The sequence below is a fragment of the Psychrobacter sp. AOP22-C1-C5 genome, from assembly GCF_052378885.1.
Classification (GTDB): domain Bacteria; phylum Pseudomonadota; class Gammaproteobacteria; order Pseudomonadales; family Moraxellaceae; genus Psychrobacter.
Map to the genome: position 1 here is coordinate 583,568 of NZ_JBQSYC010000001.1, position 25,400 is coordinate 608,967.

25 protein-coding genes and 2 tRNA genes are annotated in these 25,400 nt (G+C 41.7%); 11 read left to right on the plus strand and 16 right to left on the minus strand.

Annotation, left to right across the window (positions count from 1 at the left end):
• Positions 1-83 precede the first annotated feature (83 nt).
• From ACT3TH_RS02300 to ACT3TH_RS02310, 3 genes are all read left to right on the plus strand, one after another.
• Complete coding sequence (locus tag ACT3TH_RS02300) at positions 84-1,877, plus strand: phosphomannomutase (protein ID WP_444754231.1); 1,794 nt, start codon at positions 84-86, stop codon at positions 1,875-1,877.
• A gap of 137 nt (positions 1,878-2,014) precedes the next feature.
• Positions 2,015-2,932: an acetylglutamate kinase gene (gene argB / locus ACT3TH_RS02305; RefSeq protein ID WP_444754232.1), complete on the plus strand. Its 918-nt coding sequence runs from the start codon at positions 2,015-2,017 to the stop codon at positions 2,930-2,932.
• Between the two features lie 9 nt (positions 2,933-2,941).
• Positions 2,942-3,175, plus strand: a complete 234-nt coding sequence (locus ACT3TH_RS02310; protein WP_444754233.1) for a hypothetical protein — start codon at positions 2,942-2,944, stop codon at positions 3,173-3,175.
• 30 nt (positions 3,176-3,205) lie between these two features.
• On the opposite strand, the gene ACT3TH_RS02315 is transcribed toward ACT3TH_RS02310, so the two are convergent.
• Together ACT3TH_RS02315 and ACT3TH_RS02320 are read right to left on the minus strand one after the other, a co-directional pair.
• A complete protein-coding gene (locus tag ACT3TH_RS02315) occupies positions 3,206-3,565 on the minus strand; it encodes a hypothetical protein (RefSeq protein ID WP_444754234.1) in 360 nt (119 codons plus the stop codon).
• 91 nt (positions 3,566-3,656) lie between these two features.
• A complete protein-coding gene (locus ACT3TH_RS02320) occupies positions 3,657-4,034 on the minus strand; it encodes a Spx/MgsR family RNA polymerase-binding regulatory protein (RefSeq protein ID WP_444754235.1) in 378 nt (125 codons plus the stop codon).
• Between the two features lie 145 nt (positions 4,035-4,179).
• On the opposite strand from ACT3TH_RS02320, the gene leuS reads away from it, so the two are divergent.
• From leuS to holA, 3 genes are all read left to right on the plus strand, one after another.
• Positions 4,180-6,969 (plus strand): leucine--tRNA ligase, encoded by a 2,790-nt coding sequence (gene leuS, locus ACT3TH_RS02325; protein ID WP_444754236.1) that lies wholly within the window; start codon positions 4,180-4,182, stop codon positions 6,967-6,969.
• A gap of 51 nt (positions 6,970-7,020) precedes the next feature.
• Positions 7,021-7,740, plus strand: coding sequence for an LPS-assembly lipoprotein LptE (locus ACT3TH_RS02330; RefSeq protein ID WP_444754237.1), 720 nt, complete (start codon positions 7,021-7,023; stop codon positions 7,738-7,740).
• Between the two features lie 110 nt (positions 7,741-7,850).
• Positions 7,851-8,924, plus strand: a complete 1,074-nt coding sequence (holA, locus tag ACT3TH_RS02335; RefSeq protein ID WP_444754238.1) for a DNA polymerase III subunit delta — start codon at positions 7,851-7,853, stop codon at positions 8,922-8,924.
• Here holA and ACT3TH_RS02340 read toward each other — a convergent pair.
• Positions 8,916-9,386 carry an Imm63 family immunity protein gene (locus ACT3TH_RS02340; protein ID WP_444754239.1) on the minus strand — a complete coding sequence of 157 codons (471 nt, stop codon included), beginning with the start codon at positions 9,384-9,386 and terminating at the stop codon, positions 8,916-8,918. The two genes, holA and ACT3TH_RS02340, sit on opposite strands and share 9 nt — an antisense overlap.
• A gap of 168 nt (positions 9,387-9,554) precedes the next feature.
• Here ACT3TH_RS02340 and ACT3TH_RS02345 point away from each other — a divergent pair, with 168 nt between their 5' ends.
• From ACT3TH_RS02345 to ACT3TH_RS02360, 4 genes are all read left to right on the plus strand, one after another.
• Positions 9,555-10,892, plus strand: coding sequence for an efflux RND transporter periplasmic adaptor subunit (locus ACT3TH_RS02345; RefSeq protein ID WP_444754240.1), 1,338 nt, complete (start codon positions 9,555-9,557; stop codon positions 10,890-10,892).
• 100 nt (positions 10,893-10,992) lie between these two features.
• The gene (locus ACT3TH_RS02350) at positions 10,993-12,987 is read left to right on the plus strand and encodes a MacB family efflux pump subunit (protein ID WP_444754241.1); all 1,995 of its coding nucleotides are present in this window, start codon (positions 10,993-10,995) and stop codon (positions 12,985-12,987) included.
• Positions 12,988-13,335: 348 nt separating this feature from the next.
• A tRNA-Lys gene (locus ACT3TH_RS02355) sits at positions 13,336-13,411 on the plus strand.
• 173 nt (positions 13,412-13,584) lie between these two features.
• Positions 13,585-13,660, plus strand: a tRNA-Lys gene (locus ACT3TH_RS02360).
• Positions 13,661-13,721: 61 nt separating this feature from the next.
• Here ACT3TH_RS02360 and ACT3TH_RS02365 read toward each other — a convergent pair.
• Positions 13,722-14,510 (minus strand): MBL fold metallo-hydrolase, encoded by a 789-nt coding sequence (locus tag ACT3TH_RS02365; protein WP_444754242.1) that lies wholly within the window; start codon positions 14,508-14,510, stop codon positions 13,722-13,724.
• Between the two features lie 335 nt (positions 14,511-14,845).
• On the minus strand, positions 14,846-16,933 hold the full coding sequence (locus tag ACT3TH_RS02370; protein WP_444754243.1) for a catalase: 2,088 nt from the start codon (positions 16,931-16,933) through the stop codon (positions 14,846-14,848).
• Positions 16,934-17,428: 495 nt separating this feature from the next.
• Between ACT3TH_RS02370 and ACT3TH_RS02375 the strand changes: the two genes are divergently transcribed.
• A complete protein-coding gene (locus ACT3TH_RS02375; RefSeq protein ID WP_444754244.1) occupies positions 17,429-18,157 on the plus strand; it encodes a dienelactone hydrolase family protein in 729 nt (242 codons plus the stop codon).
• A 124-nt stretch (positions 18,158-18,281) separates the two neighbouring features.
• Here ACT3TH_RS02375 and ACT3TH_RS02380 read toward each other — a convergent pair whose 3' ends face one another.
• The 11 genes from ACT3TH_RS02380 to ACT3TH_RS02430 all read right to left on the minus strand — a co-directional run bounded on the left by ACT3TH_RS02380 (position 18,282) and on the right by ACT3TH_RS02430 (position 25,067).
• Positions 18,282-18,944, minus strand: a complete 663-nt coding sequence (locus ACT3TH_RS02380) for a DUF938 domain-containing protein (RefSeq protein WP_444754245.1) — start codon at positions 18,942-18,944, stop codon at positions 18,282-18,284.
• 71 nt (positions 18,945-19,015) lie between these two features.
• Positions 19,016-19,480 (minus strand): flavodoxin family protein, encoded by a 465-nt coding sequence (locus ACT3TH_RS02385; protein ID WP_444754246.1) that lies wholly within the window; start codon positions 19,478-19,480, stop codon positions 19,016-19,018.
• 9 nt (positions 19,481-19,489) lie between these two features.
• Positions 19,490-19,906, minus strand: coding sequence for an OsmC family protein (locus tag ACT3TH_RS02390; protein WP_444754247.1), 417 nt, complete (start codon positions 19,904-19,906; stop codon positions 19,490-19,492).
• 91 nt (positions 19,907-19,997) lie between these two features.
• Positions 19,998-21,425: a hypothetical protein gene (locus ACT3TH_RS02395; RefSeq protein ID WP_444754248.1), complete on the minus strand. Its 1,428-nt coding sequence runs from the start codon at positions 21,423-21,425 to the stop codon at positions 19,998-20,000.
• 206 nt (positions 21,426-21,631) lie between these two features.
• On the minus strand, positions 21,632-22,039 hold the full coding sequence (locus ACT3TH_RS02400; protein ID WP_444754272.1) for an SDR family oxidoreductase: 408 nt from the start codon (positions 22,037-22,039) through the stop codon (positions 21,632-21,634).
• Positions 22,040-22,057: 18 nt separating this feature from the next.
• The gene (locus tag ACT3TH_RS02405) at positions 22,058-22,543 is read right to left on the minus strand and encodes a GrpB family protein (protein WP_444754249.1); all 486 of its coding nucleotides are present in this window, start codon (positions 22,541-22,543) and stop codon (positions 22,058-22,060) included.
• Between the two features lie 104 nt (positions 22,544-22,647).
• A complete protein-coding gene (locus tag ACT3TH_RS02410) occupies positions 22,648-23,067 on the minus strand; it encodes a GFA family protein (RefSeq protein ID WP_444754250.1) in 420 nt (139 codons plus the stop codon).
• A 112-nt stretch (positions 23,068-23,179) separates the two neighbouring features.
• Positions 23,180-23,524, minus strand: coding sequence for a hypothetical protein (locus tag ACT3TH_RS02415; RefSeq protein ID WP_444754251.1), 345 nt, complete (start codon positions 23,522-23,524; stop codon positions 23,180-23,182).
• 86 nt (positions 23,525-23,610) lie between these two features.
• Positions 23,611-24,144, minus strand: a complete 534-nt coding sequence (locus ACT3TH_RS02420; protein ID WP_444754252.1) for a shikimate kinase — start codon at positions 24,142-24,144, stop codon at positions 23,611-23,613.
• A 106-nt stretch (positions 24,145-24,250) separates the two neighbouring features.
• Entirely contained in the window at positions 24,251-24,640 is a 390-nt protein-coding gene (locus ACT3TH_RS02425; protein ID WP_444754253.1) for a DoxX-like family protein, read from the minus strand.
• Complete coding sequence (locus ACT3TH_RS02430) at positions 24,630-25,067, minus strand: thiol-disulfide oxidoreductase DCC family protein (protein WP_444754254.1); 438 nt, start codon at positions 25,065-25,067, stop codon at positions 24,630-24,632. Before ACT3TH_RS02430 ends, ACT3TH_RS02425 begins: the two co-directional genes overlap by 11 nt.
• Between the last annotated feature and the right edge of the window lie 333 nt (positions 25,068-25,400).

Genomic DNA, 25,400 nt, shown 5'->3' on the forward strand with positions numbered 1-25,400 from the left:
AATCTATTCAGTATTTTGTTTTTTGTTGATTACAACATTATTATTCATGACAACTCAAACCATAACGATAAGGAGAGTAAGCGATGCCAACTTTTGCTGCGCAGCAATCCTTATTTCGTGCTTATGACATTCGCGGGTCGCACAAGCTTTTTACCCCTAACTTTGTAGACGCGTTGGGTAATGCGTTTGCTCACCTTTATACGGCCTTACCCTCTCATACAAAAAACCGTTTTTTAAAAACCAACTCTTTGAAAAATAGTTTTCTAGAAAAAAGCTCACTTGCACCAAGCATTGACTCTAAAAAAGTCATTGTCGTCATTGGTTATGATGTACGCTGCGGTAGTAACAACATCGCTTATAGATTAGCCGATATATTGACTCAGTATGGCATGCAAGTTATCCAGTTGGGTTTAGTCACCACTCCAATGATGGCTTTTTGGGCAGAGCAATATCATGGTCATGGTATCGTTGTGACGGCGAGTCATTCAGCGAAAGACATATTGGGTATTAAATGGCTGATAAACCATAAATCCCCTAGCAGCATAGAGATTCAACGCTTTTATCAACAACTGCTCGGCAGCGAATCAAAAAGTCAGTTTAACAGTCAAAAAGACAATCTCGATCAAAATACGTCTTTGGGCTTTATTGACAAGTCTCTAAAAGATCAGACTGACTTACCTCATGATCAAGTCACCACGACTTATATTGCAGCCATTACTCAAGTGTTTGAGCAAATTTATCCATTCGATAAAAAGAGCTTAGACAATAACCCTTCATCATCCAATAAACTTGATTTGATCGTGGTCATTGACTGTATGAACGGTGCGACCAGCACGATTGCACAGCGTTTGTTTAATTGTTTTTGCCAACAAGTCATCATGCTCAATGATACGCCGGATGGCAATTTCCCTACTGGCAATCCTGATCCTACGGAACCCGACCGTCTCAAACAGTTGCAGAAAAACGTACTTGACCATCAAGCAGACATAGGTATGGCTTTTGACGGTGATGGTGACCGTCTAATGATCGTCGATAACAGCGGCAAAGTAGTTACTCCTGACCATCTGCTTTATCTTTTGGCTCAAGTAGCCTTGGCTGAACGCCCCAAACCTTTGACTGACTCTTTACCAACATCGCAAATCCTTTTTGATATTAAATGCTCCCATCATTTGCCAATCATGTTGTCTGAGCTTGGCACAAAGCCTGTATTAAGTAAAACAGGTAGCAGCCTTATGCGACAGCAAATGCAGCGCGCTGGTAGCCCGATTCTCTTTGCGGGTGAATTATCAGGTCACTTTATATTTAATGACAGCCGCTTTATTGTTTATGATGATGCCATGTACGCCGCCTTACGTCTGCTTCACTGGTTGTCAGTGGCTAACGAAGGCCATGGTAAAAATGCTTTAACTGAAATCACTCAACGTCTACCGGCAGTGGTGAATACTGCAGATCATTATTTACCAATACCAAAGACATCCGTAGAAGATTGCTCAGTTGTTGAGCAGCTGACAAGACTCTGTCAGTATCTACGCCGGCTTGTGGAAGCATCTGTCGAAGATAATGCTGACCATTACTTACTCGATACTTGCCCGCCATCCCTTTGTCGTTGTTCGGAAAACCGACAATATATAACACTTGAACAAGCCAGATATTTATTACCAATCGGGACCAAGCTAAGCTGTATCGACGGCGTGCGTTTGGATTTTGCGCACGGTTTTGGCGTCCTGCGCCAATCAAATACCAGTCACAAGCTGACTGCTCGCTTTGCTGGTGACACCTTAAATGATTTAAAAGATATTCAAGAAAAATTCGCCGCTTTGTGTCGCCCCTTTGATCAAGAACTGGCAGAACAAATTGCGGCGATCCCTGCCGAATAGGAATGCTGTGCATATATACGTTCTATTTAAGCACGCTGTGCATAGTTACTTTATACAAATGACAATTTTATAAGTCATGACACAATAGCAATGCCAAGAATAGACACCGATTTAAAACTGCCCTTTAGGAGCTAATAATGACGCTTAATTTAGATGATGCCAAAAATACCGCAGAAGTATTGACCACCGCTCTACCCTATATTCAACGCTTTGTTGACAAGCTTATCGTAGTAAAGTACGGCGGCAATGCCATGACAGATCCTGCGCTTGAAAGCTCGTTCGCACGCGATATTGTTTTGCTAAAAACCGTTGGTATACACCCTGTGGTCGTGCATGGCGGTGGTCCGCAAGTTGACAACTTACTAAAAGAGCTGGGTCGTCAATCAGATCGTATCGATGGGATGCGTGTCACCGACAAGAGCACCATGGACATCGTAGAGATGGTTTTGGGCGGTAGCGTCAATAAATCTATCGTCAGCTTAATCAACAAGCATGGCGGACGCGCGATTGGTTTAACGGGTAAAGATGCCAACTTGATTCAAGCAAAAAAACTGATGATAGAAAAGATTGGCGAAGATGGTATCGCTGTACCCATTGATTTGGGCTACGTGGGTGATGTGGTGAGCGTCAATAAAGAGGTCATTAATATGCTTATCTCATCTAACTTTATCCCCGTCATCGCACCGCTTGGCGTCGATAGTGAAGGCAATACTTACAATATCAACGCTGATTTGGTCGCGGGTAAAGTGGCAGAGTTCTTACAAGCCGAAAAGCTGATGCTCCTGACAAATATCAAAGGGGTATTGGGGCGTGATGGCGAAGTAGTGACTGGACTCACACCAAAGAGAGTCGATGGCTTGATCGAAGATGGTACGATTTCAGGCGGAATGATTCCCAAAATTCAATGTGCACTTGATGCGGTACGTAGTGGCGTCAAGAGTGCAGTTATCGTCGATGGACGCGTTCCTCATGCTACGCTGCTCGAAATTTTTACCAACGAAGGCGTTGGCACACTCATCAGTCGTGAGTTAGATACAGCAACGAATCAGCCGTAGGAATCCATCATGTCGCTCGCGCTATGGTGTCTGCTGTTTATACTAGAAAGTATATATTGCTGGTGGATTATTGGCTATGGTGGTGCGAAATGGGTCGAGGGCTGGAAGTCCTTTTTTCTGATTGAGTGGTTTGCGCTAGACTGGAATGCAGAACAGATTCGTCTATATGTTCTCATTATCTGGACGTTTAGTGTGCTGTGGTTTATTGCAGGCGTGATAAAGCCCGAGCTAAGAGGATATTAGCTCGGGCTTTTTATGAGTATTGCAGTAAAGTTAATAAGCACAAAACTCCACAGCACTATGGCTACTGTTGCCATAAACTTTCATATAATGATTGCCTTTGCTCTGAGTGATATAAGAGGTTTCATCGCCATTGCGATCGCCGTCTAGACGTCCACTAGGCCCTGAAACATAAGCAACATTGATTTGATCGTCACCAACATTTCGAATGACTAAGTTCTGATCTGGCATCAGCCACAATCGGAACTCCTTACCTTCTCGGATATTACCTGTAAAACCGCCACAATAGCTGTCTTTTGCAAACGTCACTTTGGTAGATGAATCAGCTGCTTGTACGCTTGTGACCATCAAAGGCGCAACGGCAAGAGTCGCTATTACTAATAATTTTTTCATCGTCTTATTCCCATTCTTGACCACACTACATTAGTGAACTTTATTCTATAAATTCTAGCATAATTTATAATGCGCCAAGCTGACAACACATTTATGAAAAAACTTTATCAAACTCATTTTCGTCAAACCCGCAAAGCAGTATTGTCTGATCTTGGTCATTGCCAGTAAGTTGACCCTCTACTATCGGACGCTTAATCATACTGGTGTTTTCTACCAACAAATCTATTGCTTTATCTACACTCGCATCAGCCGCTTGCTTTTGACTGTCGTCCAGTTTGCGCCATGTGGTGCCGCGCTTATTTAGCACTTTATCGATGCCCAAACCATCTACCCAGCGCTGTACCGTTTCTTTATCAATGCCTTGTTTTTTATAATCATGAAACTCATAGTTAGCGCCCAACTCATCTAGCTTGGTAAAGGCTTTTTTCATGGTACTGCATGATTTGATGCCGTAAATGGTGATGGTCATTATTGTTCCCGTTTAATAATAGTCTTGCTGTCATTATACCTAAGACATCATTAGATGTCGGCATACTGCTTTCCCTCAACCTTTTTAAGCGGCAAAACACATCAGCAAATACATCATATCGTCGCAATTTTTACCAAATTACGCTATGCTATGGCATTGTCAAATTCCACCTATTTTTATAGTACTAACCAATTCCGAGCCGACTATGAGCAACGCCGTGACAGCAGACCAATCTAATATTAACAACGCTAACAACATCGCTAATGACACTTCTAATAACAACGCTCAATATCAGCCACAACTGATCGAAGCGGCGCAACAAGCCAAGTGGGCCAATGACAAGCGCTATGAAGTCAGTAATGAGCCAAGCACTAAGCCAAGTCGTTACATGCTGTCGATGTTCCCTTATCCAAGCGGTAAGCTGCACATGGGCCACGTACGCAACTATACAATCTCTGATGTCTTAAGTCGTTATTATCGCCTCAAAGGCTATGAAGTCATGCAACCTATGGGCTGGGACGGTTTTGGCTTGCCAGCAGAAAACGCGGCGATTGCCAACCAGACCCCACCTGCCGCTTGGACATTTGCCAATATTGACAACATGCGCGCACAGCTAAAGTTGCTTGGCTTATCTATCGACTGGTCACGCGAATTTGCTACCTGTAGCCCTGAATATTATCAGTGGGAGCAGTGGTTGTTTTTACAGTTATACAAAAAAGGCTTGGTCTATAAAAAACTTGCCACGGTCAATTGGGATCCAGTCGATAATACCGTATTAGCCAATGAGCAGGTCGTTGATGGTAAAGGCTGGCGTAGTGGTGCTCCGGTCGAAAAACGCGACATCCCGATGTACTACTTCAACATCACCGATTATGCCGACGAGCTATTAGATGACTTGGATCAACTAGAAGGTCATTGGCCTTCTGAAGTATTGACCATGCAGCGCAACTGGATTGGTCGTAGCGCAGGTATGGAAGTGCATTTCCCTTATGAGCTTGCGGGCCAGAAAAATACACTTGATGTATTCACCACGCGCCCTGATACCTTGATGGGCGTGACGTATGTTGCAGTCGCCGCAGAGCATCCACTAGCGCAATACGCGTCTGAACAAGATGACATGATTGCGCAGTTTTGTGCGCTTTGCAAAAAGGGTTCAGTTGCTGAAGCAGATTTAGCCAAAGCCGAAAAAATTGGTATGGATACGGGACTTACCGTAACCCATCCGCTCACAGGTGAAGAAGTGCCTGTTTGGGTTGCCAACTATGTGTTGATGAGTTATGGCTCAGGCGCGGTCATGGCGGTGCCTGCTCATGATGAACGTGATTATGAATTTGCAACTAAGTACAGCCTACCTATTAAGCAAGTGATTGATATTCCTACCGGTTATTTTGATAGCATAGAAGCAGATGTCAAAGCCAATAACACTGAAAGCAATCTTGCTTATACCGAACGTAATACCTTAGTCAACTCTGGTGAGTTTGATGGCTTAGACTTTGAGCAAGCGTTTGATGCGATGCTGTCCAAACTTGAGCCACAAGAATTGGCCAAGAAAAAAATCCAATATCGTCTACGCGATTGGGGTGTCTCACGCCAGCGTTATTGGGGCTGCCCTATTCCAATGGTTAACTGTGAGCATTGCGGCACCGTACCTGTTGAAGAGCAAGATTTACCAGTCGTCTTGCCAACGGACGTCGTTCCTGATGGCCGCGGTAACCCACTCAAAAACATCCCAGAATTTGTGAATACGACTTGTCCTAAATGTGGCAATCCTGCTGAGCGTGAAACCGATACCTTTGATACCTTTGTCGAATCAAGCTGGTACTATGCTCGCTTTGCAAGCCCAAATGATGCGCAAAGCATGGTAAACAAATCAGCCGCCAATAAATGGTTGCCTGTTGACCAATACATCGGCGGTGTCGAGCACGCTGTGATGCATCTGCTTTATGCACGTTTTTTCCATAAGCTCATGCGTGACGAAAACTTAGTATCAGGCAATGAGCCGTTTGCCAACTTGATGACTCAAGGCATGGTGCTTGCTGGTACTTTTTACCGCGTCAATGCTGATGGCAGTACGACTTATTACTTTACCGAAGACATCGATATTGACTTTGATGAGCGCGGACAACCCATTAAAGCCATTCTAAAGTCAGACGGACAACCCGTGACGATTGGCAAAATTGAGAAAATGTCCAAGTCAAAAAATAATGGCGTCGATCCACAGATGACTATTGATAAGTATGGTGCTGATACAGTGCGTCTATATACGTTATTCACTGCGCCCGCTGATCAAACATTAGAATGGTCAGATGATGCATTGAAAGGCCCTTATAACTTCGTCAAAAAAGTCTGGCGCATTGCGACTGAACATATGCAGGCGTTGACTACTGCCAACTTAAGCTCTGATACGCTAAATAATAAAGCGTTGAGTACCAATGAATTAACCAAAGAAGCCAAAAACCTACGTCGCAAAACGCATGAAACCATCGCCAAAATTGATCATGATTTAGGCGGACGCTTAGCACTGAATACGCCAGTATCAAGCTTAATGGAACTTGCCAACGAACTTACAGGCTTTACCGTCCATAATGAGCAAGATTTGCAAGTACAGCATGAAGCATTGGTTGATTTGCTTATTATGCTGTCAGTCTATGCACCGCACGTTGGTGAGCATTTACTTGAGCAGCTAGGACTCGATACTGCCACGCTAAACTATCCTGCCGTTGACGAAAGTGCGCTCGTACAAGATACAATCACGATGGTGGTACAGGTCAATGGTAAAATGCGCGGTAAGATGGACGTGGCACCAAATAGCGATCCAGAACAGCTAAAAGTGCAAGCACGAACCATGGAAAGTGTGGCAAAATTCATTACAGGCGAGATTAAAAAAGAAATCGTCGTGCCTAATAAGCTCGTAAATATTGTGGTTGCAGGCTAAGTATTTTAGGCTTAGCTCTCTAAGCCTTTTTATCATTTGAGGATAGCGATTATGTCGTATAAGCACCGAGCTGGGCAGTCACACCATAACAAATCAAGCAAACAGACCAATACCGCAAGCTCATCACGTGGAAAAAAGCTGGCGACAGCATTGCTCGCTGCATGGCCTATGTTTGCAGTAATCGGTGCAGCGGCAAGTCTTAGCGGTTGCGGCTTCCAGCTACGGGGTTATGATTCTCCGATGCTATTTGGTGTTGCCAAAACGGCTGTGATTATCGAAGACAATCGCCTCTCTTTTCCTCTTAAGCTACCACTGACAAGGCGTTTAGAAACTTTAGGTGTGGATGTTATTGATGACATGACTGCGGCAAATGTGGTTACCAACAATCAAAGCGCTGGTGCTGAACCCATTGCTGCTATCGAGATTAGCAACGTTCGTTTTCAACGTTATGAGCTGGTTGGCGTTTTGACAGAGATTCGTTTGGTGTTATCAGCCAATGTGACTTATCAAACGACTGAAAATGGCAAACCTGTCACACTAAGCAACCCTATCCAAGTCGAGCGTAGCTACCAATACAATGAAGCATCGGTAAGTACGGATGATTTACAAGGCGATCAAATTCGTGACTGGCTCTATGACAGTTTGGCTCGCCGTATCACGGATCAATATGTCGCCATCTCTTTACCTAAGGTGACATCAAATGGCGCTAGCAAGCCGATACCCGTTGGTAGTGGCTCCACATCGACAGCCGTCGTGGTACCAACCCCTTAACATATAAGCACTGCAAAATAAACTCAACACGTTAAGCCAAATGCGACCAGTATAAGGTTTCTTTGCGTGCTACCAATACTCACTCTTACCAACCTGTGTCCCACTAATCTATGCAAGATACCTTTATACAAGCCTACCCAAAACTACTACAACCCTCCGTTGTGGTAGCTGGCTTGTGGCTTGCGCATGGTGATGAGCCATTATTGAGTCAATGGCTCATCGATGCGTTGCGACCCCATTGGCGGGCGCAAAATTACGCGATTAAGCGCATTGAGCTGGTATCGGTCAAAAGCTGGCAAGAAGTACTGTCAGAGCTTGGCAGTCAGTCTCTATTTGATGATGCTAGTGCTTTAGTCGTGACGGGCAATCACAAACCAGACAAGCCTGTGATCGAGGAATTAGAACGTTTTGCGCAGGACGCTCAAACGGGAGCGCATAGCCACAGTTTGCTTTGGTTAACGCCTAAGCAAGACCGCCGTGCTCAAAGCAGCAAGTGGTTTGCGCCATTTGCGCAATATGGTCACGTGATTGATTGTAACTTATATAACGAACAGCAACGCCAGCAGTTATTACAAATACAAGCACAGCAGTTTGGATTAAAGCTGTCTCAAGACGCTTGGCAGCTGCTAATGTCACATACCGAGCACCACTTATTGAGCGCTTATCAAACCCTATGGCGACTGTCTTATTTGTTTGCACCGCAGTTAGTTGCTGGTGATAATGATTCACAGCAACTCCCTAGCAACCAAGTGAAGCCTACTACTAATGTCGCACTAGACATTAAAGATTTGCAAGCAGCACTGGTCAGCGACGCTCAATTTAGCGTGTTTGATTTGTCGGATGCTATGCTCGCTGGCAACAGTGTCCAAGTGGCAAAAATCATTTTTCAGCTCAAAGCCACCGACGAACCAACAACGCTTGTGCTATGGGCAATCAGTAAAGACATGCGTCAAATTATGCAGTTGATGGATGGACAAGATCCACAAACACTGGGGATTTGGCGCAGCAAACAAGGATTGTACCAGCAAGCTTGCCGCAGGCAGTCACATGCGCAAACTGCCGAATGGCCAGCGCTACTTTATCGCTGTGATCAAGCAATCAAAGGACTTATTCGTCAGCCAGCATGGGAGTTATTGTTACAGGCGGCGCTTGAACTAACGGGTAGAAGGTTGTTTTCAGTTTAAGTATTTGAAAAAATTTGCAAGCTTATTTAGCCAAGTTCTCTTATCATAAGTTCTGTTATTGATTGAATAAGGAGAGTTTTTTAAAGTTTCTGCTATGTTAGCTTCTTTTTTTCTACCCCATTCATGATTTAGCTGCGTCATAAGTTCAATTTGCTTATTAAAGCGTATAACTCTTTGATCTTCACCAATGACACGGTTCTCTTGCTCATACTCGCCTGCTACCATAGAAGTTACCATCTCAAAAAATTCATAAATGAAGTCCTCTACATCTAAAAAAGATTCTCTAGATAACTCACTACCGCGCTCACATATTACATAGTGGTAGTAGTCGTCGCTTATTTCTAAGTGCGGCTCTCCAAATCCAGATGGCTTGTTTCTTAAGACCACTTCATTAGCACTTAACCCTATTTTTCTACCATAACCATTGATTATCTCTTGAACTTGCTGATGATTTAGCACCATAAAACCTTTGTTTAAATATAAAGAGTTTTACTATCTTAACCTACATTCAAATTATTATGTTTTTTTCACAAAGCCACCTTAACCTTTCTTAAACTAATTCCCATTCCCTTTTGCTTATGAAGCCTCTACTATAGCTACACTTGATTTAATTGTGATTGGACTGTTGTTATGCGCAAAATGAGCAAAAAATCTGCTATTAAATGGGGTGTTATTGCCCTAGTTGTCATAGCATTGGGGGCGCTGGCTTATAGTTTTCTAAAACCAAAAGATGTCACTCCAAACTATCTAACGGCAAAGGCTGAGATTGGTGACATCGAAAATAATGTAATGGCATCTGGCAAAGTCAAAGCGCTCAATACTGTCGATGTCGGCTCTCAGGTTTCTGGTGAAGTAAAACGTCTCTACGTTGAGGTTGGTGATGAGGTAAAACAAGGCGATCTTATTGCTCAAATTGACCAAGTCACACAGAAAAACAACTTAAGCAATGAGCAAGCCAGCCTTGAGCAAAGTGTGGCCGCTATTCAAAGCGCCCAAGCAGAATCTTTAAGCCGACAAGCCAGCCTAAAGAGTGCTTATGCCGATCTTGCCAGCCGCCAGTCAGAGCTCAAGCAAGCGCAGTCTGATTTTACCCGCTTACAATCTTTAGTCGCTATTGATGCGATATCACAGCAAGAGTACGATACTCAAGCGACCAGTGTAGAAACTGCCAAAGCAGCGGTCGCTAATGCACGTGCCGCGATCGATACTGCTAAGGCCGCGATTGCGACAGCTGATGCCAATATCAATAGCCAGCAAGCCGCACTACGCAAATCACAGACCAACGTCAGTACTGCTGAGGAAGATCTCAGCTACACCACTATCCGTGCGCCAATGTCAGGTACGGTGGTATCGATTACCACTGAGCAAGGTACAACTGTTAACGCCAATCAAACTGCGCCTACCATCGTTACCTTAGCCGATTTATCAACAGTAAGAATCAACGCTCAAATATCTGAAGCGGACGTTATTAACGTCAACGCTGGCATGCCTGTTTATTTTAATATCATCGGTAATCCAGATCAAAAATTCGACTCTGTTCTTAAAGCGGTCGAACCTGCTCCTGAAGTGATTAGTGACACCAGTTCGACAGACTCTGCTATTTATTATGTCGGCTATATCGAAGTGCCCAATACCGAGCGACGCTTCCGTATAGATATGACAGCGCAGGTCTATATCATTATCAATCAAGCAAAAGATGCTCTACTTATCCCTTCTGCTGCCCTACAACCTGTTAGCAAGACTGGCAACACACGTGCACCCAACACTGATCCAAATGTCAAAACGTCTCAGGTCCGCGTTTTAAAAGCGGATGGTCAAGTGGTTGAACAAGTAGTCACAACTGGTATCAATAACCGCGTCAACGTACAGATTTTGAGTGGTCTAAATGAAGGTGATGAGGTGATATTGAGTGAAGAAGGTCCAGAAAAAGGTCAAGGTGGCGGAGGCAGAGGTGGTAGAGGATTTTAACGCTCAAGCGTAATACTGGCATCAATCTTAATCGGCAAGCAGGTGATCGCTTTCGACAAGAGCAATTATATAAGTAGTATTGATATAGGCAGCAGCGCAAATGAATACCAGAGATCCCAGCCCTACCGCAGCAGACGTCCCATTAATGGAGGTCAAAGGGCTAATAAGAGAATTCAAAGCTGGTGAACAAACCATTCGTGTGCTCCATGATATCGACCTGACCATCAATCAAGGTGAGATGGTCGCTATCATCGGTCAGTCAGGTTCTGGTAAGTCAACCTTAATGAACATCTTAGGGTGCTTGGATCAAGCGACTGCTGGTGAATATAAAGTATATGGACAGTCAGTAAGTCGCTTAGACGCAGATCAGCTGGCCAAACTGCGCCGTGAGCATTTTGGTTTTATTTTCCAGCGTTACCATTTGCTTGGCGATATCAGTGCGCGAGACAATGTCTCTGTTCCTGCTGTGTATGCAGGTATGGATGGACAGGCCCGTAGCGAGCGTGCTGAAAAACTATTAACAGATTTAGGCTTAGGTGAAAAAGTCAATAACCGTCCCAATCAGCTCTCAGGGGGTCAGCAGCAGCGTGTATCTATCGCACGTGCGCTCATGAATGGTGGCGATATCATCTTAGCGGATGAGCCAACAGGAGCGCTTGATAGTAAATCTGGCAAAGATGTTATGAAAATCTTGTATGACCTAAACGCTCAAGGTCATACTATCATTATGGTCACCCATGACCCCAATCTCGCTGCGCAAGCCGAACGTGTGATTGAACTCAAAGACGGCTACGTGATTGCCGATTATAAAAACGATAACTATAAGCAAAACCACGTACAACCTGAGCCTATTTTAGACAACAATCGTAAGAGCGTGTTTAGCAGCTTTATCGATCGTTTGTTTGAAGCGTTTAAAATGTCTTTACTGGCGATGCGCGCTCATAAAATGCGTACCTTGTTGACTATGCTAGGTATTATTATTGGTATTGCGTCAGTTGTTTCAGTCGTAGGACTGGGGAAAGGCTCACAGGCGCAAATACTCTCTAATATCAGCTCGCTTGGTACCAATACCATTACAGTCCGTGATGGCTACCCCTATGGAGATCCAAGGCGGCAATATAACGACGACAATTTGACACCGCAAGATGCTCAGGCGGTTGCAGATCAGCCTTATGTCCTTAGTGTGAGTCCTCAGCTTTCTAGCAATATGGATGTGCGCTATCGCAACATACAAGAAGCTGCCAGCATTAGCGGCGTCGGTCAAGACTATCTAAGTGTCAGTGGTGAAACATTGGTACAAGGCCAAGGCTTTAATGAGCAAAGCATTTTACGCCGGACACAAGACATTATTATTGATGACAATGCTAAAAAAACTTTTTTTCCAGACAATGCCAATCCCATTGGTGAGGTGGTATTGATCGGTAGTGTACCAGGACGCGTGATAGGTGTCCTTGCACCCAATACTGGTGGCTTTGGTAGAAGTGTCGATACGCCAACCTTGTATATGCCTTACACGACGATGATGTCACGTATCATAGGCGGCTCCAATATTGAGAGTTTCATCGCTCTAATCGATGATAATATCTCTTCTGCGGCCGCTGAATCTGCCATCTATCAATTGATGGAAAGTCGCCATGGCACTGATGACTTTCGTATAACCAACTCAGACTCTATTCGCCAAACCATTGAATCGACGACGACGGCAATGACGCTACTGATTTCATCTATTGCCATTATTTCTTTGGTAGTTGGCGGTATTGGCGTTATGAACATCATGCTAGTATCAGTGACCGAGCGTACCAATGAGATTGGGGTACGTATGGCAGTCGGTGCACGTCAAAACGATATTATGCAACAATTTCTGATTGAAGCTGTTTTGGTCTGTATATTAGGCGGGCTGATTGGGATTGGGATGGCATTCGCCATTGGAGAGTTAATCAATCGCGTGGGCGGTGATAGCTTCCAAGTGATCTATTCTCCAACCTCTATTATCGCCGCCTTCGTGTGCTCAACACTGATTGGGGTAGTATTTGGCTTCTTGCCAGCTCGTAATGCAGCAAAACTGGATCCAGTTGAAGCACTTTCTCGAGACTAATCATCATTCTCTAGAAGATTTTTCCAAAAACTAAATGTTTAAAACAAGTAATACCGTAGAATTTTAGAAAAACAGAAGTTTTTACATGAGAATTGCACTTTTTTTACAATGCGGGGTTGTAATTGTCATAATAATATATATAATGTGCTCTCACGTTTAGGGATACAAATTCTTTAAACGTTGAAGCAAGCTTAATGCCTCTTATACTATTGATAACTCAATGTTTAAGAAGTTAAGTTTTAACTTGCATTAGATGCAAACCTAGTTTGGATACTGAGTTTTAGAATTTACGAAAATGTAATTTCTCTTGCACTCGGACAAAGCAGTGCTTTGTTTTATCCTCACTCAGGGCCGATAGCTCAGTTGGTAGAGCAGTTGACTTTTAATCAATTGGTCCCGCGTTCGAGTCGCGGTCGGCCCACCATATTTAGTAAGACACTTATCATGTATTTTGCCCTACTCGGTATTAGCATGATAAATTAAGTTTAAAAGATGTCGTTAAGATGTCTAGTTCCAATAAATTTGCCTTTAAGGAAATTTATCTTGCAGTAGATGCAAACCTAGTTTGGATAAAGTATTTGATTTTATCCTCGCTCAGGGCCGATAGCTCAGTTGGTAGAGCAGTTGACTTTTAATCAATTGGTCCCGCGTTCGAGTCGCGGTCGGCCCACCATATTTAGAAAGCCCAGTTACTATACTGTATAGTGACTGGGCTTTTTTTCGTCTGCGCTCTTTTATTTTTTATGGTCTCGTTTGAAGATACCGAAGTTGGCATCTCTTCGCCATAGCAGCTTATGTTTGATAGTATCTTTAATCGTGCGAGGTTGCTTAGGTGCATTGGCTATCAATGCATCAAAAGTGGCTGTATCAATGACCAGACTACGACCATGCGCCATCATCACTTCAGAGGGTTTCAGAGCTTTGATTTTGTTTAATGAATGCCGATAAGCAGCAGGGTCATAAATCGGGAATGGAGCAACGAACTTGTGCCGCAACTTGATGATAAGATCAGCGGTATACACTTGGCGCGTGGGCTTATGAAACACGGACAAGTCTCGATCGGTATGCCCAGGCGTCTCGAACACTTGCCAATCTTCAAACCCAAGAATGCAGTCACCATCATTTACTGTGATATCAGGATGAAGATACGCAGGATACCATAGATTTTTGAATCGACGATTTTGGCGTTTGGCGACATAGTAAGCAAGTCCTGTGTCCACCAAATGCATCAGTTGTCCGCCTACACCTGCGTACCACTGCTTAGATCTTTGTGCCGAGACAATACGGCAGCCTGTAGCTTGCCTTAGCCTACTGGCGCCGCCTGCATGGTCAGGATGCATATGCGAGACCACTACTACTTTTAGGTCACTAACTGGTCTTTTTAAGGTGTTTTTAATATACTCCAGCACCATTGGTACGTCAGGACGACAGCAACCATCTAGTAACAGCAATTTATCAGGGTAAATGGCCAAATAAATGCTTTGAATATAGCCGTCTAGAAGTACGACGTCACGTAAACTCATGATTACTCATCCTTGATGTAGAGGTAGCAACAAGGAAAAGGTAGGTGTGCTTTACTCTAGACCCTATTGCGTAGATACTTTGTCTGACTGTTTCAGTCTTTTTATTTTAGTATAACGCCCATCTACCGCTAATAAATACTTATCAGTGAACGCTTGTGACTATTAAAAATCAGGATTATTAAGACTCGTAATTATTAAAAAACGAATCGATGCTCAGACAAGCGTTTTGATACGCTTAATCCAGCACTCAAATGTAAAAAAATCTAATACCTGAGCACAAAAAACCCAGCACAAGGCTGGGTTCTTTATTTAAAGTGATGTCTGTTTAATGAAGATTAGGCAAGGTCACGAACCTTTGGCTCGCGCTCCCATAGGCGTTGCTTGGCGTTTTCGATAAAGGTATCCAAATCTGCCAATGGCGTAACGAAAGCATCTTTTTCAATTGGTAATTTACTTAAGATAAATTCATCCGTCGCACCGCAATAAGCGATTGCTTTACAATGCACATAGGCGTCATTAAACCAATCTAGCGTGGCACTGTCTTTAGCCATCTTCTTGGCTTGGTCTGGCATGATAATGCTTACCACAGCATCAAACAAGACTGAAGGTCCACCGGATACACGCTCATCAGCTTGAATGCGTGTGCCATCGTCTAACACCACTTCTTTACTAGGTGAAACAATTTTAACTCGTGCACCCTCTTGTAAAGCAGCATCTTCAAACTTCTTGATTTCAGCATGGCTTGAACCTTCTGCCACCAAAATACCAATCATACGGCTTTTGAGCGTTTTAGGTGTTACACCAATCGTTTGTAAAGGTTTTGATAAAGCCAAGTCCTGGACAGGCGCAGCAGCTTCAGCAGGTTCTGGCAATTCCATACCAAGTGCTTTTGCAACACGGTTTGCCAATTCTTCGTCTATTTGACGTAGATGACCAAGCATACGGGTACGTATATATGGCGTATCTACTTTACTAAGCTCAAAAGTATAGGCAGTCGCAATATGAGCCTGCTCTTCTGGCGTTTGGCTACGATAGAACATACGTGGCTGGCTATAGTGATCTGCAAAGCTCTCGGCGCGAATGCGACCTTTTACACCATCATCCAGTTTTTCGTTGAATGATTTAAACCCACGTTCTGCACTCTCACGAGGTCTTTCTGGATCAAGACTCTGCGGATCATATAGGACACGAGTTTTTGGCACACGCATTTGCATATGACCATCTTTTTGGTTATTGGCAAACGGGCATTTTGGTGCATTAATTGGAATTTGCGCAAAGTTAGGTGACCCAAGACGCGATAACTGCGTGTCCAAATAACTGAACAGGCGACCTTGTAACAATGGATCATTACTAAAATCGATACCAGGTGGCACGTGCGAAGGACAGAAAGCCACTTGCTCGGTTTCTGCAAAGAAATTATCAGGATAACGGTTCAATACCATTTTACCAATAATTTTCACAGGCACTGTCTCTTCTGGAATCAGCTTGGTCGCATCTAGATGGTCAAATGGGAATTGATCAGCTTCTTCTTCAGTAAATAACTGAACGCCAAGTTGCCATTCTGGATAATCACCAGCTTCAATTGCTTCAAACAAATCACGGCGATTATAATCAGGATCAGCACCAGAGATTTTCACTGCCTCATCCCAGATGAGTGATTGTACACCCGCGACTGGCTTCCAATGGAAACGCACAAACGTGCTTCTGCCTTCTTTATTAAGCAAACGGAAGCTGTGAATACTAAAGCCTTCCATCATGCTAAAGCTACGCGGCAATGCACGATCACTCATTAGCCATATTAGGTTATGCATAGTTTCTGGGCTTAATGACACAAAATCCCAAAACGTATCATGGGCAGAAGCCGCTTGCGGAAAACCGCGATCTGGCTCAGGCTTTACCGCATGGATCAAGTCTGGAAACTTAATAGCGTCTTGAATAAAGAAAATCGGCATGTTGTTAGCAACCAAATCCCAGTTGCCTTCATCTGTATAGAACTTAGTAGAAAAGCCACGTACATCACGCGGTGTATCTTTTGAGCCTTTGTTACCTGCTACCGTTGAAAAACGCGTAAAAACAGGGGTTTGCTTGCCAGTCTCAGTTAAGATATTGGCTGTTGTATATTCTGCTAGTGACTCAGTCAACTCAAAATAACCGTGCGCGGCACTACCACGAGCATGCACAACACGCTCTGGAATACGCTCATGGTCAAAATGAGTAATCTTTTCACGTAGTGCAAAATCTTCTAACAAAACTGGACCACGTGGGCCTGCCTTTAGAGAGTTTTGATTATCAGAAACAGGAACGCCTTGCTGAGTGGTCAATACTTTTGAATCCTCTCCTGCGCGCTGATGGGTTTCACCACCATTGCCGAATTCAGCATTCATGTTTTTAGCGGGGTCGTTATTATCAAGATTCTTTTTCATAAAATGTCCTGGCTATGAGTAAAATGATCTTTTTCTAGATCACTAATAATGTACTTACACAGAGTTAGTATCCTTTGAGATAATTATGACTTCATATGTCGATTATTCAGCTGTGTTCAGTTTTACCGATTATTGAAAAATACAAAGAAATAATAGGTTTACGACTCAATACTACCTAAAAACCAAGACACATATATGATGAACCTTGTTGATGTTTAGTTAATTTTTGCACTCGTCATAAATATGAAATTAAAGCCTTTGTCTGACTAAGTACAACCAGTAACAGTCGAATCTTGTAATATCATTATTTTTTAGGGTATGATTTCATGAAATCTGGAGTTTAGTGATAAATAAAATGGACATGACCGTTAGCCATCTATTTATCTTATTTAACCAACTATAAGGCTATCTATCATGTTACCAACACAAAAACTTTCTTCTAAAAGTACTCATCACTTATTGAATACTCATCGATCACTAATAATCGGCGCTTCAATGGGTTTTATAACCTTAGCAATTAGTCAGACAGCATCAGCTATCACCACTAAAGATGTGACCTATACAGTCGATAATCAGCCTTATCAAGGCTACTATGCAAAAGCTGACAGACCAAATGCGCCATTCATCCTACTTATTCATGACTGGGATGGTCTGACTGAGTATGAGCGCAAGCGAGCTGATATGTTGGCCGAAGAAGGTTACAATGTTTTTGCCGCCGATATGTTCGGGCAAGGCGTTCGCCCTACCTCTGTTGAAGAGAATAAAAAATTAACCGGTGCACTATACGACGATCGCAGCAAAATGCGCCGCTTACTAGAAGGTGCGTTAAATGCAGGACGATTACAAGGGAATGACGTCCGTAAAGGCATTACAATGGGATATTGTTTTGGCGGTACAGCTGCTTTAGAGCTTGCAAGGTCAGGATTCCCACAAAAGGCATTTGTCCCTTTCCATGGTGCCTTTGATATTCCAACGGGTCAAAGTTATGATAAGACCACAGGAGAGATATTGGTATTCCACGGCTCTGCTGACGATTCTGTATCACTAGAGAGTTTTGCGACTTTGGGTAAGACATTAGAAGCAGCCAAAGTACCTCATGAGATGATTACTTATAGCGGTGCGCCCCATGCCTTTACCGTGTTTGGTAGCGATAGATACGATGCTCGAGCAGATGAACGCTCTTGGAGCCGTTATTTAGATTTTTTAGCCAATACGTATAAATAAATCAATACAGACTAGATTTTTACAATCTAAGATTAAACAGATAGAGTCATATCGATAAAAAGATAATAACTTAACGAACACCGAGATAGACATAACTGGATCTATCTCGGTGTTTTTTTATTTTCTAAAAAGATTCATTACTCTCTGATGTTTTCGTAAAAACCAATATTTGGTTGTTCGCAGGTAGCGCGTACGTATTGCTCAAAATCAGATGGTGTATGTTTGCTAACGCTAAGATGTCTTCTTTATCACGAATACCGCTTTTTGGGTCGCGCTGACGCAGGCTTATATCAAATTGTTGATTACTGGCGCTCGTATAATTGCCATTTTCGTTAAACGGTCCATAGACGATCAGCTTTCCGTATAAAGGCAATGTCTCGCCTGCCAAAGCAAATAATCGCATGACCAAAGGCCAAGCAATGATATGCAAAGTGTTAGCCGTAAAGAACGCATCGTAAGGCTCTTTAGTCTCAGGATTAACAGGTACTGAATCGATAGACAGATCAAACGCTAATGGCGCGTATAAATTGGTAGCAGGATGAGCAGTATGCCACGCATGAATAGCGGAATTATTGGCTAAGACATCACTGGTCTGCCATGTTAAATGCGGCAATCTTGGTGCAAAGTACACACTGTGCTGACCCGTTCCTGACCCAACTTCCAATACATGTGCTGCCTCTACTAACTCTTTTTGCAACACAGACAAGATGGGTTGCTTGTTGTTTTCACAAGCTTGAGAAAACGGTAATGCGTCAGAGGGCATAAAATCAGTATTGCTATATATCATAATCTTCTCATTCCTCATGTGATTTATAGCCCAGTATTAATAATGTTTGATAACGAACGAATCTCTCAATATTAATAAATCCCAGCTTCCAATCCAGCCGCGAGGGTCATTGCCAGTGCTTCTACTTGCTCAGTAAAATCGTCTTGCCACTCCCCTTGTAGTATCAGCACCTCTTGCGTCCATGACCAACGCAATCCCGTCGTAATCGTCTTTATAGCAAGCTTAGTACCCGTACCATCCTGCCCTGCTCGAATATATAAGGCAAATGGCAACCCTTGCTTCTTCTCTAAAACAGGATAATAGCAGCGATCAAAAAAATCTTTGGTCAGCCCTGCCATATACGCCAGATTCTCAGTCGTGCCCAGTAATAGCGCATCGGCAGCCAATACATCTTCAGGCTGCGTGTCTTGCGGCGACTTGAGAATAACCTTGATATCTATATCAGGATGATTGGCACCTTGATAGGCTGCTTGTGCTAATTTTTGGGTATTGGGTGATGGCGCATGAGCGACGATAAGCAAGGTTTTGGTAGCCATAGTCATCCCTTATTCAAGCGGTTTTGCACATCTAAAAACGATATTTTGCGTAATATCAGGATGAAGGCTATTCGCCACTGGACAAGTCAATGCAGTGTTATAAAATATCGTTTGCGTTCTATCATCAAGCTCTCTACTAAACGTCACGATGACATGTATTTCGCTCACGCGCCTTGGGTCGGCCGCCATGATTTTGGTCACTTCAGCCGTTGTTCCTGCGAGATCGATATCCATATCACGGGCTTTGATACCGATAATGGTCAACATACAACTGGCTAAACTTGTCGCTAACAAGTCAGTCGGCGAAAATGCCTCACCTTTGCCTTGATTGTCGGTTGGCGCATCGGTGATGATTTCATTGTTTGATTGCAAGTGAATGGCTGTGGTTCGTAAATCGCCTTGGTATGTTACTTTTGAGGTGGTCATGGGGGTTCTCTTTTATGGTTAGTATTGCTAAGGAATCGCCTTTTCAGAATAACTTTAATTAAACATTCGATATATTTTAAGGGTTTTAAAATTATGAATAATAAATTAGATCTTTATATCTGCTCATAATATCTGGATTCATTCTAAGCCTCTCTTCAATATCAAATGAGTTCCACCACTCAATCCAATGTAAATGCCCTCTTTCTCTTATTTTCTCAAGATATTCAGTTAGGTCTCGTGTTGCTTGAGAATTCACTACGAGTAAATAACCATCTGGTGCATAATCATATATAGTATCAGCAATACCAACGTCAGACTTCCCAATACTTTTTTTATTAGAATCGTTGAGATTAGTCTTACATTGTACAATTAACTTTCCTATTTCGATAGAAGAGTGCTTTTCTGATACTCGGCTCTTTGTATAAGCTTTATTGTAATCACAAATTATATCTCTTCCATTATCACCTTGATTTGTTGGAGCTACCTTTTTTGCAGATATTATATATGGCTCTCTAGAAAGTAACTCTAAAATCAGATCCTCAAATAAAGCGCTATCTTTCCTTGTAAGGATAGTCCATTTCATCCTTCTATCCGAAAAGAGAATTTCATTCTCTCTAGTATTTCTCAACATCACCTTTTCTTTTTGATCTAAAAAAGCAGATATTCCTCCATCATTAGTCACAGATACAATATGCTGATTACCAAGAACAAATGATATATTCTCATTAGGTATAACAATCACTTCAATTTTACCTTCTAGTATATTAATTATCTTTTTAGCTAAATCAAGTCGTTTATTATCCAAACAATTTCTAAGATCTTTTGTTATGTATAAACTGGCGGAAACTCCATCTATAATCTTAGTTTCTGTTTTATTTTTTAGATATAGTGTTTTTATCTCTACAGGTAGTGTCTTACTTTTTACTACTGAAACCCCTGACTCAAAACTCCTAAAGTAGTACCAAGTAGGATTAACCCTCTCGTTATACGTGCACCCTTTATCTTTACCAATAATACTTTGAATCTTATCTACCCAATTTATAAACTCGTCTCCATCCCAGCCATAACTCTGTTCACCTACTTCATCAATATCAAGGAAATCACCTATATTATTTTTAATGATTATTAGACCTATAAGTATGGATTGAAAGCTAACTAAATCACTATCAGAGTTAACTCTAATTCTTTCAGACAAAGGTTGTGATGGAAAAATATATGTTCCATATAGCTCGTCTTCGATACCGCTAAATTGATTATGTTGTCCCAAGAACCTAAATGAAAATTTTCCTATAGCTCTAAAAACTAAAACTATAACCATAGGAACAACTTCATGTAAATCTGTTCTTTCACCTAGTCCAAAGTAAGTTCTAAAATAAAAAACAGGATAATAAAAATCCTCTTCTTTTATAACTCTAACAACCCATGGCACACAACAATGAGAAATAAAAATATCTGATCCATCTCTCTGTTCCACTTTATAACCTAGAGGATTCAATGAAATCTTCAATTTTTGAAGCATAATTAATACCTATATAGTAATTAGAACTAATTCAATGAAATTTTTTATTATAAAGCAAAATTATAAAACCAAGCCCAAAGAAAAGCCCTTAACGAATTAACGTTAAGGGTTTGTAGCTTTAAAAGCAATATCTTACAACTACCTAATCACAAACAAAGCAAAAAATGCTATGTATTAGCTATCCACTCTCAAACCCTTTACCCTACTTACAGACCGCCTGTAATATCTAAGAAATTTCCAGTCGAAAATGAGGATTTATCTGACGCCAGCCAATAGATTGCTTCTGCAACCTCTTCAGGCTGTCCACCTCTTTGTAATGGAATCACTGTCTGTAATCGCTCTACTCTTTCCGACTCTGCGTCATTGGTGTGTATATCAGTGTAAATCGAACCTGAGCGGACACAATTAACCCAAATACCCTCAGCCGCAACTTTCACTGACAACCCTTTAGTTAAGGTATCAATAGCACCTTTTGATGCAGTATAATCGATATCCTCATTCGGAGAGCCTGAGCGTGCTGCCCCAGAAGACACGTTCACAATCACACCTCTCAAACCACTATGCCAAGTAGACATGCGTTTTACCGCCTCTCTGCAATATAAAAGATAGTTGATAGTAACCCATCTTTATATCTAGCTCTGACCCAAAACCTGCTCTATAAAAGCTGATTTCTTTAGGCGATAGGCATCTTGAGACAGATCCTCACAAGATAGTTTAAGTTCATTGTACTGCTGGACAAGACTAATATTCGAACGTAACTTGTCACGGAAAATTAAGAAGAATTCGAATTCTGAACCACTGGCTACAACTTGAATCGCGACATCTTTAGTAGAACTTGACTCCAACATACAAAGCTCTGGTGTTCTTAATGTGTCGACTTTTTCTTGAAAGCCTAATGTCACAAGCAACTGTACTACCCTCTCTAATTCGAATGCCTCTGCCTCTGCCTCTACACCTACAAATATATCTAGATCGCCTTTCGATATAGCTGTGGGGATTGCAGAAGCACCGATATGTTCAACCCTTACATCTGGCAGTACCTCTTCTATTTTAGATTTATACCTGAGAAATAGCTTTTCATTAAATGCTTGATATTCTTCAGGATTGAAAAATCTCATATTTCCTCTAAAAGTTACAACCATTTGTTAACTTGCAAACTTAACCCTTATAGCACGCCTCAGCAATCTAAACAAAGTATGAGAACCTAATTTTGATAGAGAAGCTACAACAAATTATTAAGTGCTTCTAGACTATCAGGCCCACCATCCAGTCGAACACACTCAACAGAATCTTGTTCCCAAGTGGCGGCTAACTCTGTATGCAGATGAACAGACACTTTTGAGGTGACTGGTTCATCGAGCAAACCCGCTGGAACCCAAACCATCCCACTGTCTCTTAAGCTATTAGGCACTAGACTTCCACACACTGAACAAAAATCACTGCGGTAGCCACTTGGTTTTTTATAAGACTTGATATCGCTTTCACCTGATATCCAACGAAAGGCGTTACTTTGCACGAAAGTAGCAGTGTTGGCTGACGTTCCAGTGGCTTTTCGACATAGCGAACAGTGGCATTGATAAAGGTTTCGAATCTCCTCCGAAATCTCAAACTTTACATTACCGCAGAGACATTCACCTTTCATTAATTAGTCCTTCAAAATTTGATAATTTATTATTTTTTAAAATGACACCATACATGTAATACCGCATAAGTAAAATGGCAGACGTTAGAAATCAACTTAAAAAATAAGTCTGCTAACCACTAAACTCAGTAATATGTAGCAGCTCACCTGCGGGTCCCCATAAATAAAATACTTTGCCCCACGCTTTTTGTTCAATAGGCGTGATTCTTGTCTTATGCTTGGAGCTTGAACACACATTGAACGCTTCTTCGATATCTAAAACGCAAATTTGCAGCATAAAATTGTCTGCCAATTCCTGATTATAAAAACGTTGCAGATATAAGAAAGACGATCCGTTTTGGAAGAGGGTTAAATCATCTGTCACAAACTCGGGTTTAAAACCAATCTCCAAATAAAACGCCTTTGAAACGTCATAGTTTTTACTTGGCACAAACACTTTTATATCGGTTACATTCATGGTGAAATCCAAAGGCGGCTAAAGCTGTATTGAGCTTCTAAGTAATGGTGGAATAAAATATGAAGTAAATCTGACTGAGCCAACTACTATATAGGTAATTCGTCTATATAGGTTTTAGCCATTTTTGGATTTTTTAATCTGACGAATTCTATATGACTATATTTAGGATCATTGAACATTTCTATGTAGCGAACACGATTTCGATTATATGTTTTCAACGTCCAAAGAATAACCGAATCGCGACTAAGGAATGACTTACGGAATGTCTCAATGTTTCCTGTATCATCCCAAAGCTCAGTTTTAGTTAATGAGCGAATAAATACCCGTTTTACCGCTTGATAAATAGTACGAGAGAATGGGTAATCTATCCATATAACGTGATCGACGTCCGCCCATTTTATATCGACTGTTCTATGATAATTACCGTCAAGAACCCATCTATCTTGTGATAAATATTGCTGAAGCTTGGCAAAGAATTCTTCATCGCTAGATTCTTGCCAATTGGCTCTCCAAAACATCGCATCCATTTCAAGATACGGATAATCCAGTTTTTTCGCTAGCATACGGCTAAAAGTAGATTTCCCACTTCCACTCGTCCCGACCACATTAATTTTTTTCATAGCATTGCGCCTAAAATATCACCCAAACATATAATACTCAGCTAAATAAGATGCTACTCATATTTTACACATAAGGCATCAGAACGAACGACAAGCTCTCTATTATTTAGAACTTTTCACTTTTATGCGCAAACCATATTAAATAACAAAGGCCCGGCCCTAAAATATTGGTGGTAACAGGGTTAAAAGCTTCAACTAAATACTTTGGACTTACCAAACCTACAAAGAGTAGTAGCAATAATAAAACGACCACTGCTATATAAACCGGAATAATAGATTTTCTAAAAAATATGACTGAGAAGCCTAAGAATATCTCACTAACACCAGCTAATAGAGAAATTATATTAGCGGGAAAATCAATACCACTTAAAGAAACTAGATGAGTTTCAACCGGACTTAACCATAGTATTTTTGGCACTAAGCCATGATAAAGAAATAAGAAGCCTAGTGATAATCTACTGATAAACGAGATATGAGTAATCTTACTATTTTGCATTTAAAAAACGCGTCTCATGTTCTGGCGATGGTAGCGTACAATAGTCATATTTACCAAAAAGGCTATAGCGATTTAAAGCAATACGATCATACATCCAATCACGTATTGGCTTTGGAACAATCTTAAAAATACAAACCGCTTTCCACGGATAGCCCAGCTTTGCCATTATTTGAAAAAAAGCATCGCTTTTTTGAAAAGACTTCTCACCTTTTACATACAGCATCGTCTCATAAGAATCAGACGGTAAATCAAAATGAAGCAGTATTGCTTGACCCTCATCTGACTGTACGCTACACAATTTAAAAAGGCGGTGTTTATCATGTTTGATGATAAAGTTACTCCATGCGTTGCATAGTTTACAAACACCATCGAAAAGAATGACTTTGTCTAAAGGTCCGACATTGGGAGGAAGTTGATTAGTGCTCATACGTTGCTCTTAAAGATGCAATTAGTCATCTTGCAAATTTAGCACTAATGACACTAACCAACAATACAAATATAGATACTGAGTCAACATTATTTAGTTAAAATAAGATATAACTTAAAGGTATACGTTTTATCAGAATCATAAAATAGGCAATACGAAGTAAAGACAGAAAGAAAAATGAATAGAATAAAACGCATGAGCACCCGCCATCCAACAGATGTCTTCAAGCAAAGAGAGTAAGGATTGGTCAAGAGAGGTAGAACAAGACTGTATTTGGCCCTGTCTAGCCCATCGGATATTGGCTGTTTAGAATCGCAGACAAAGAAAATCCCC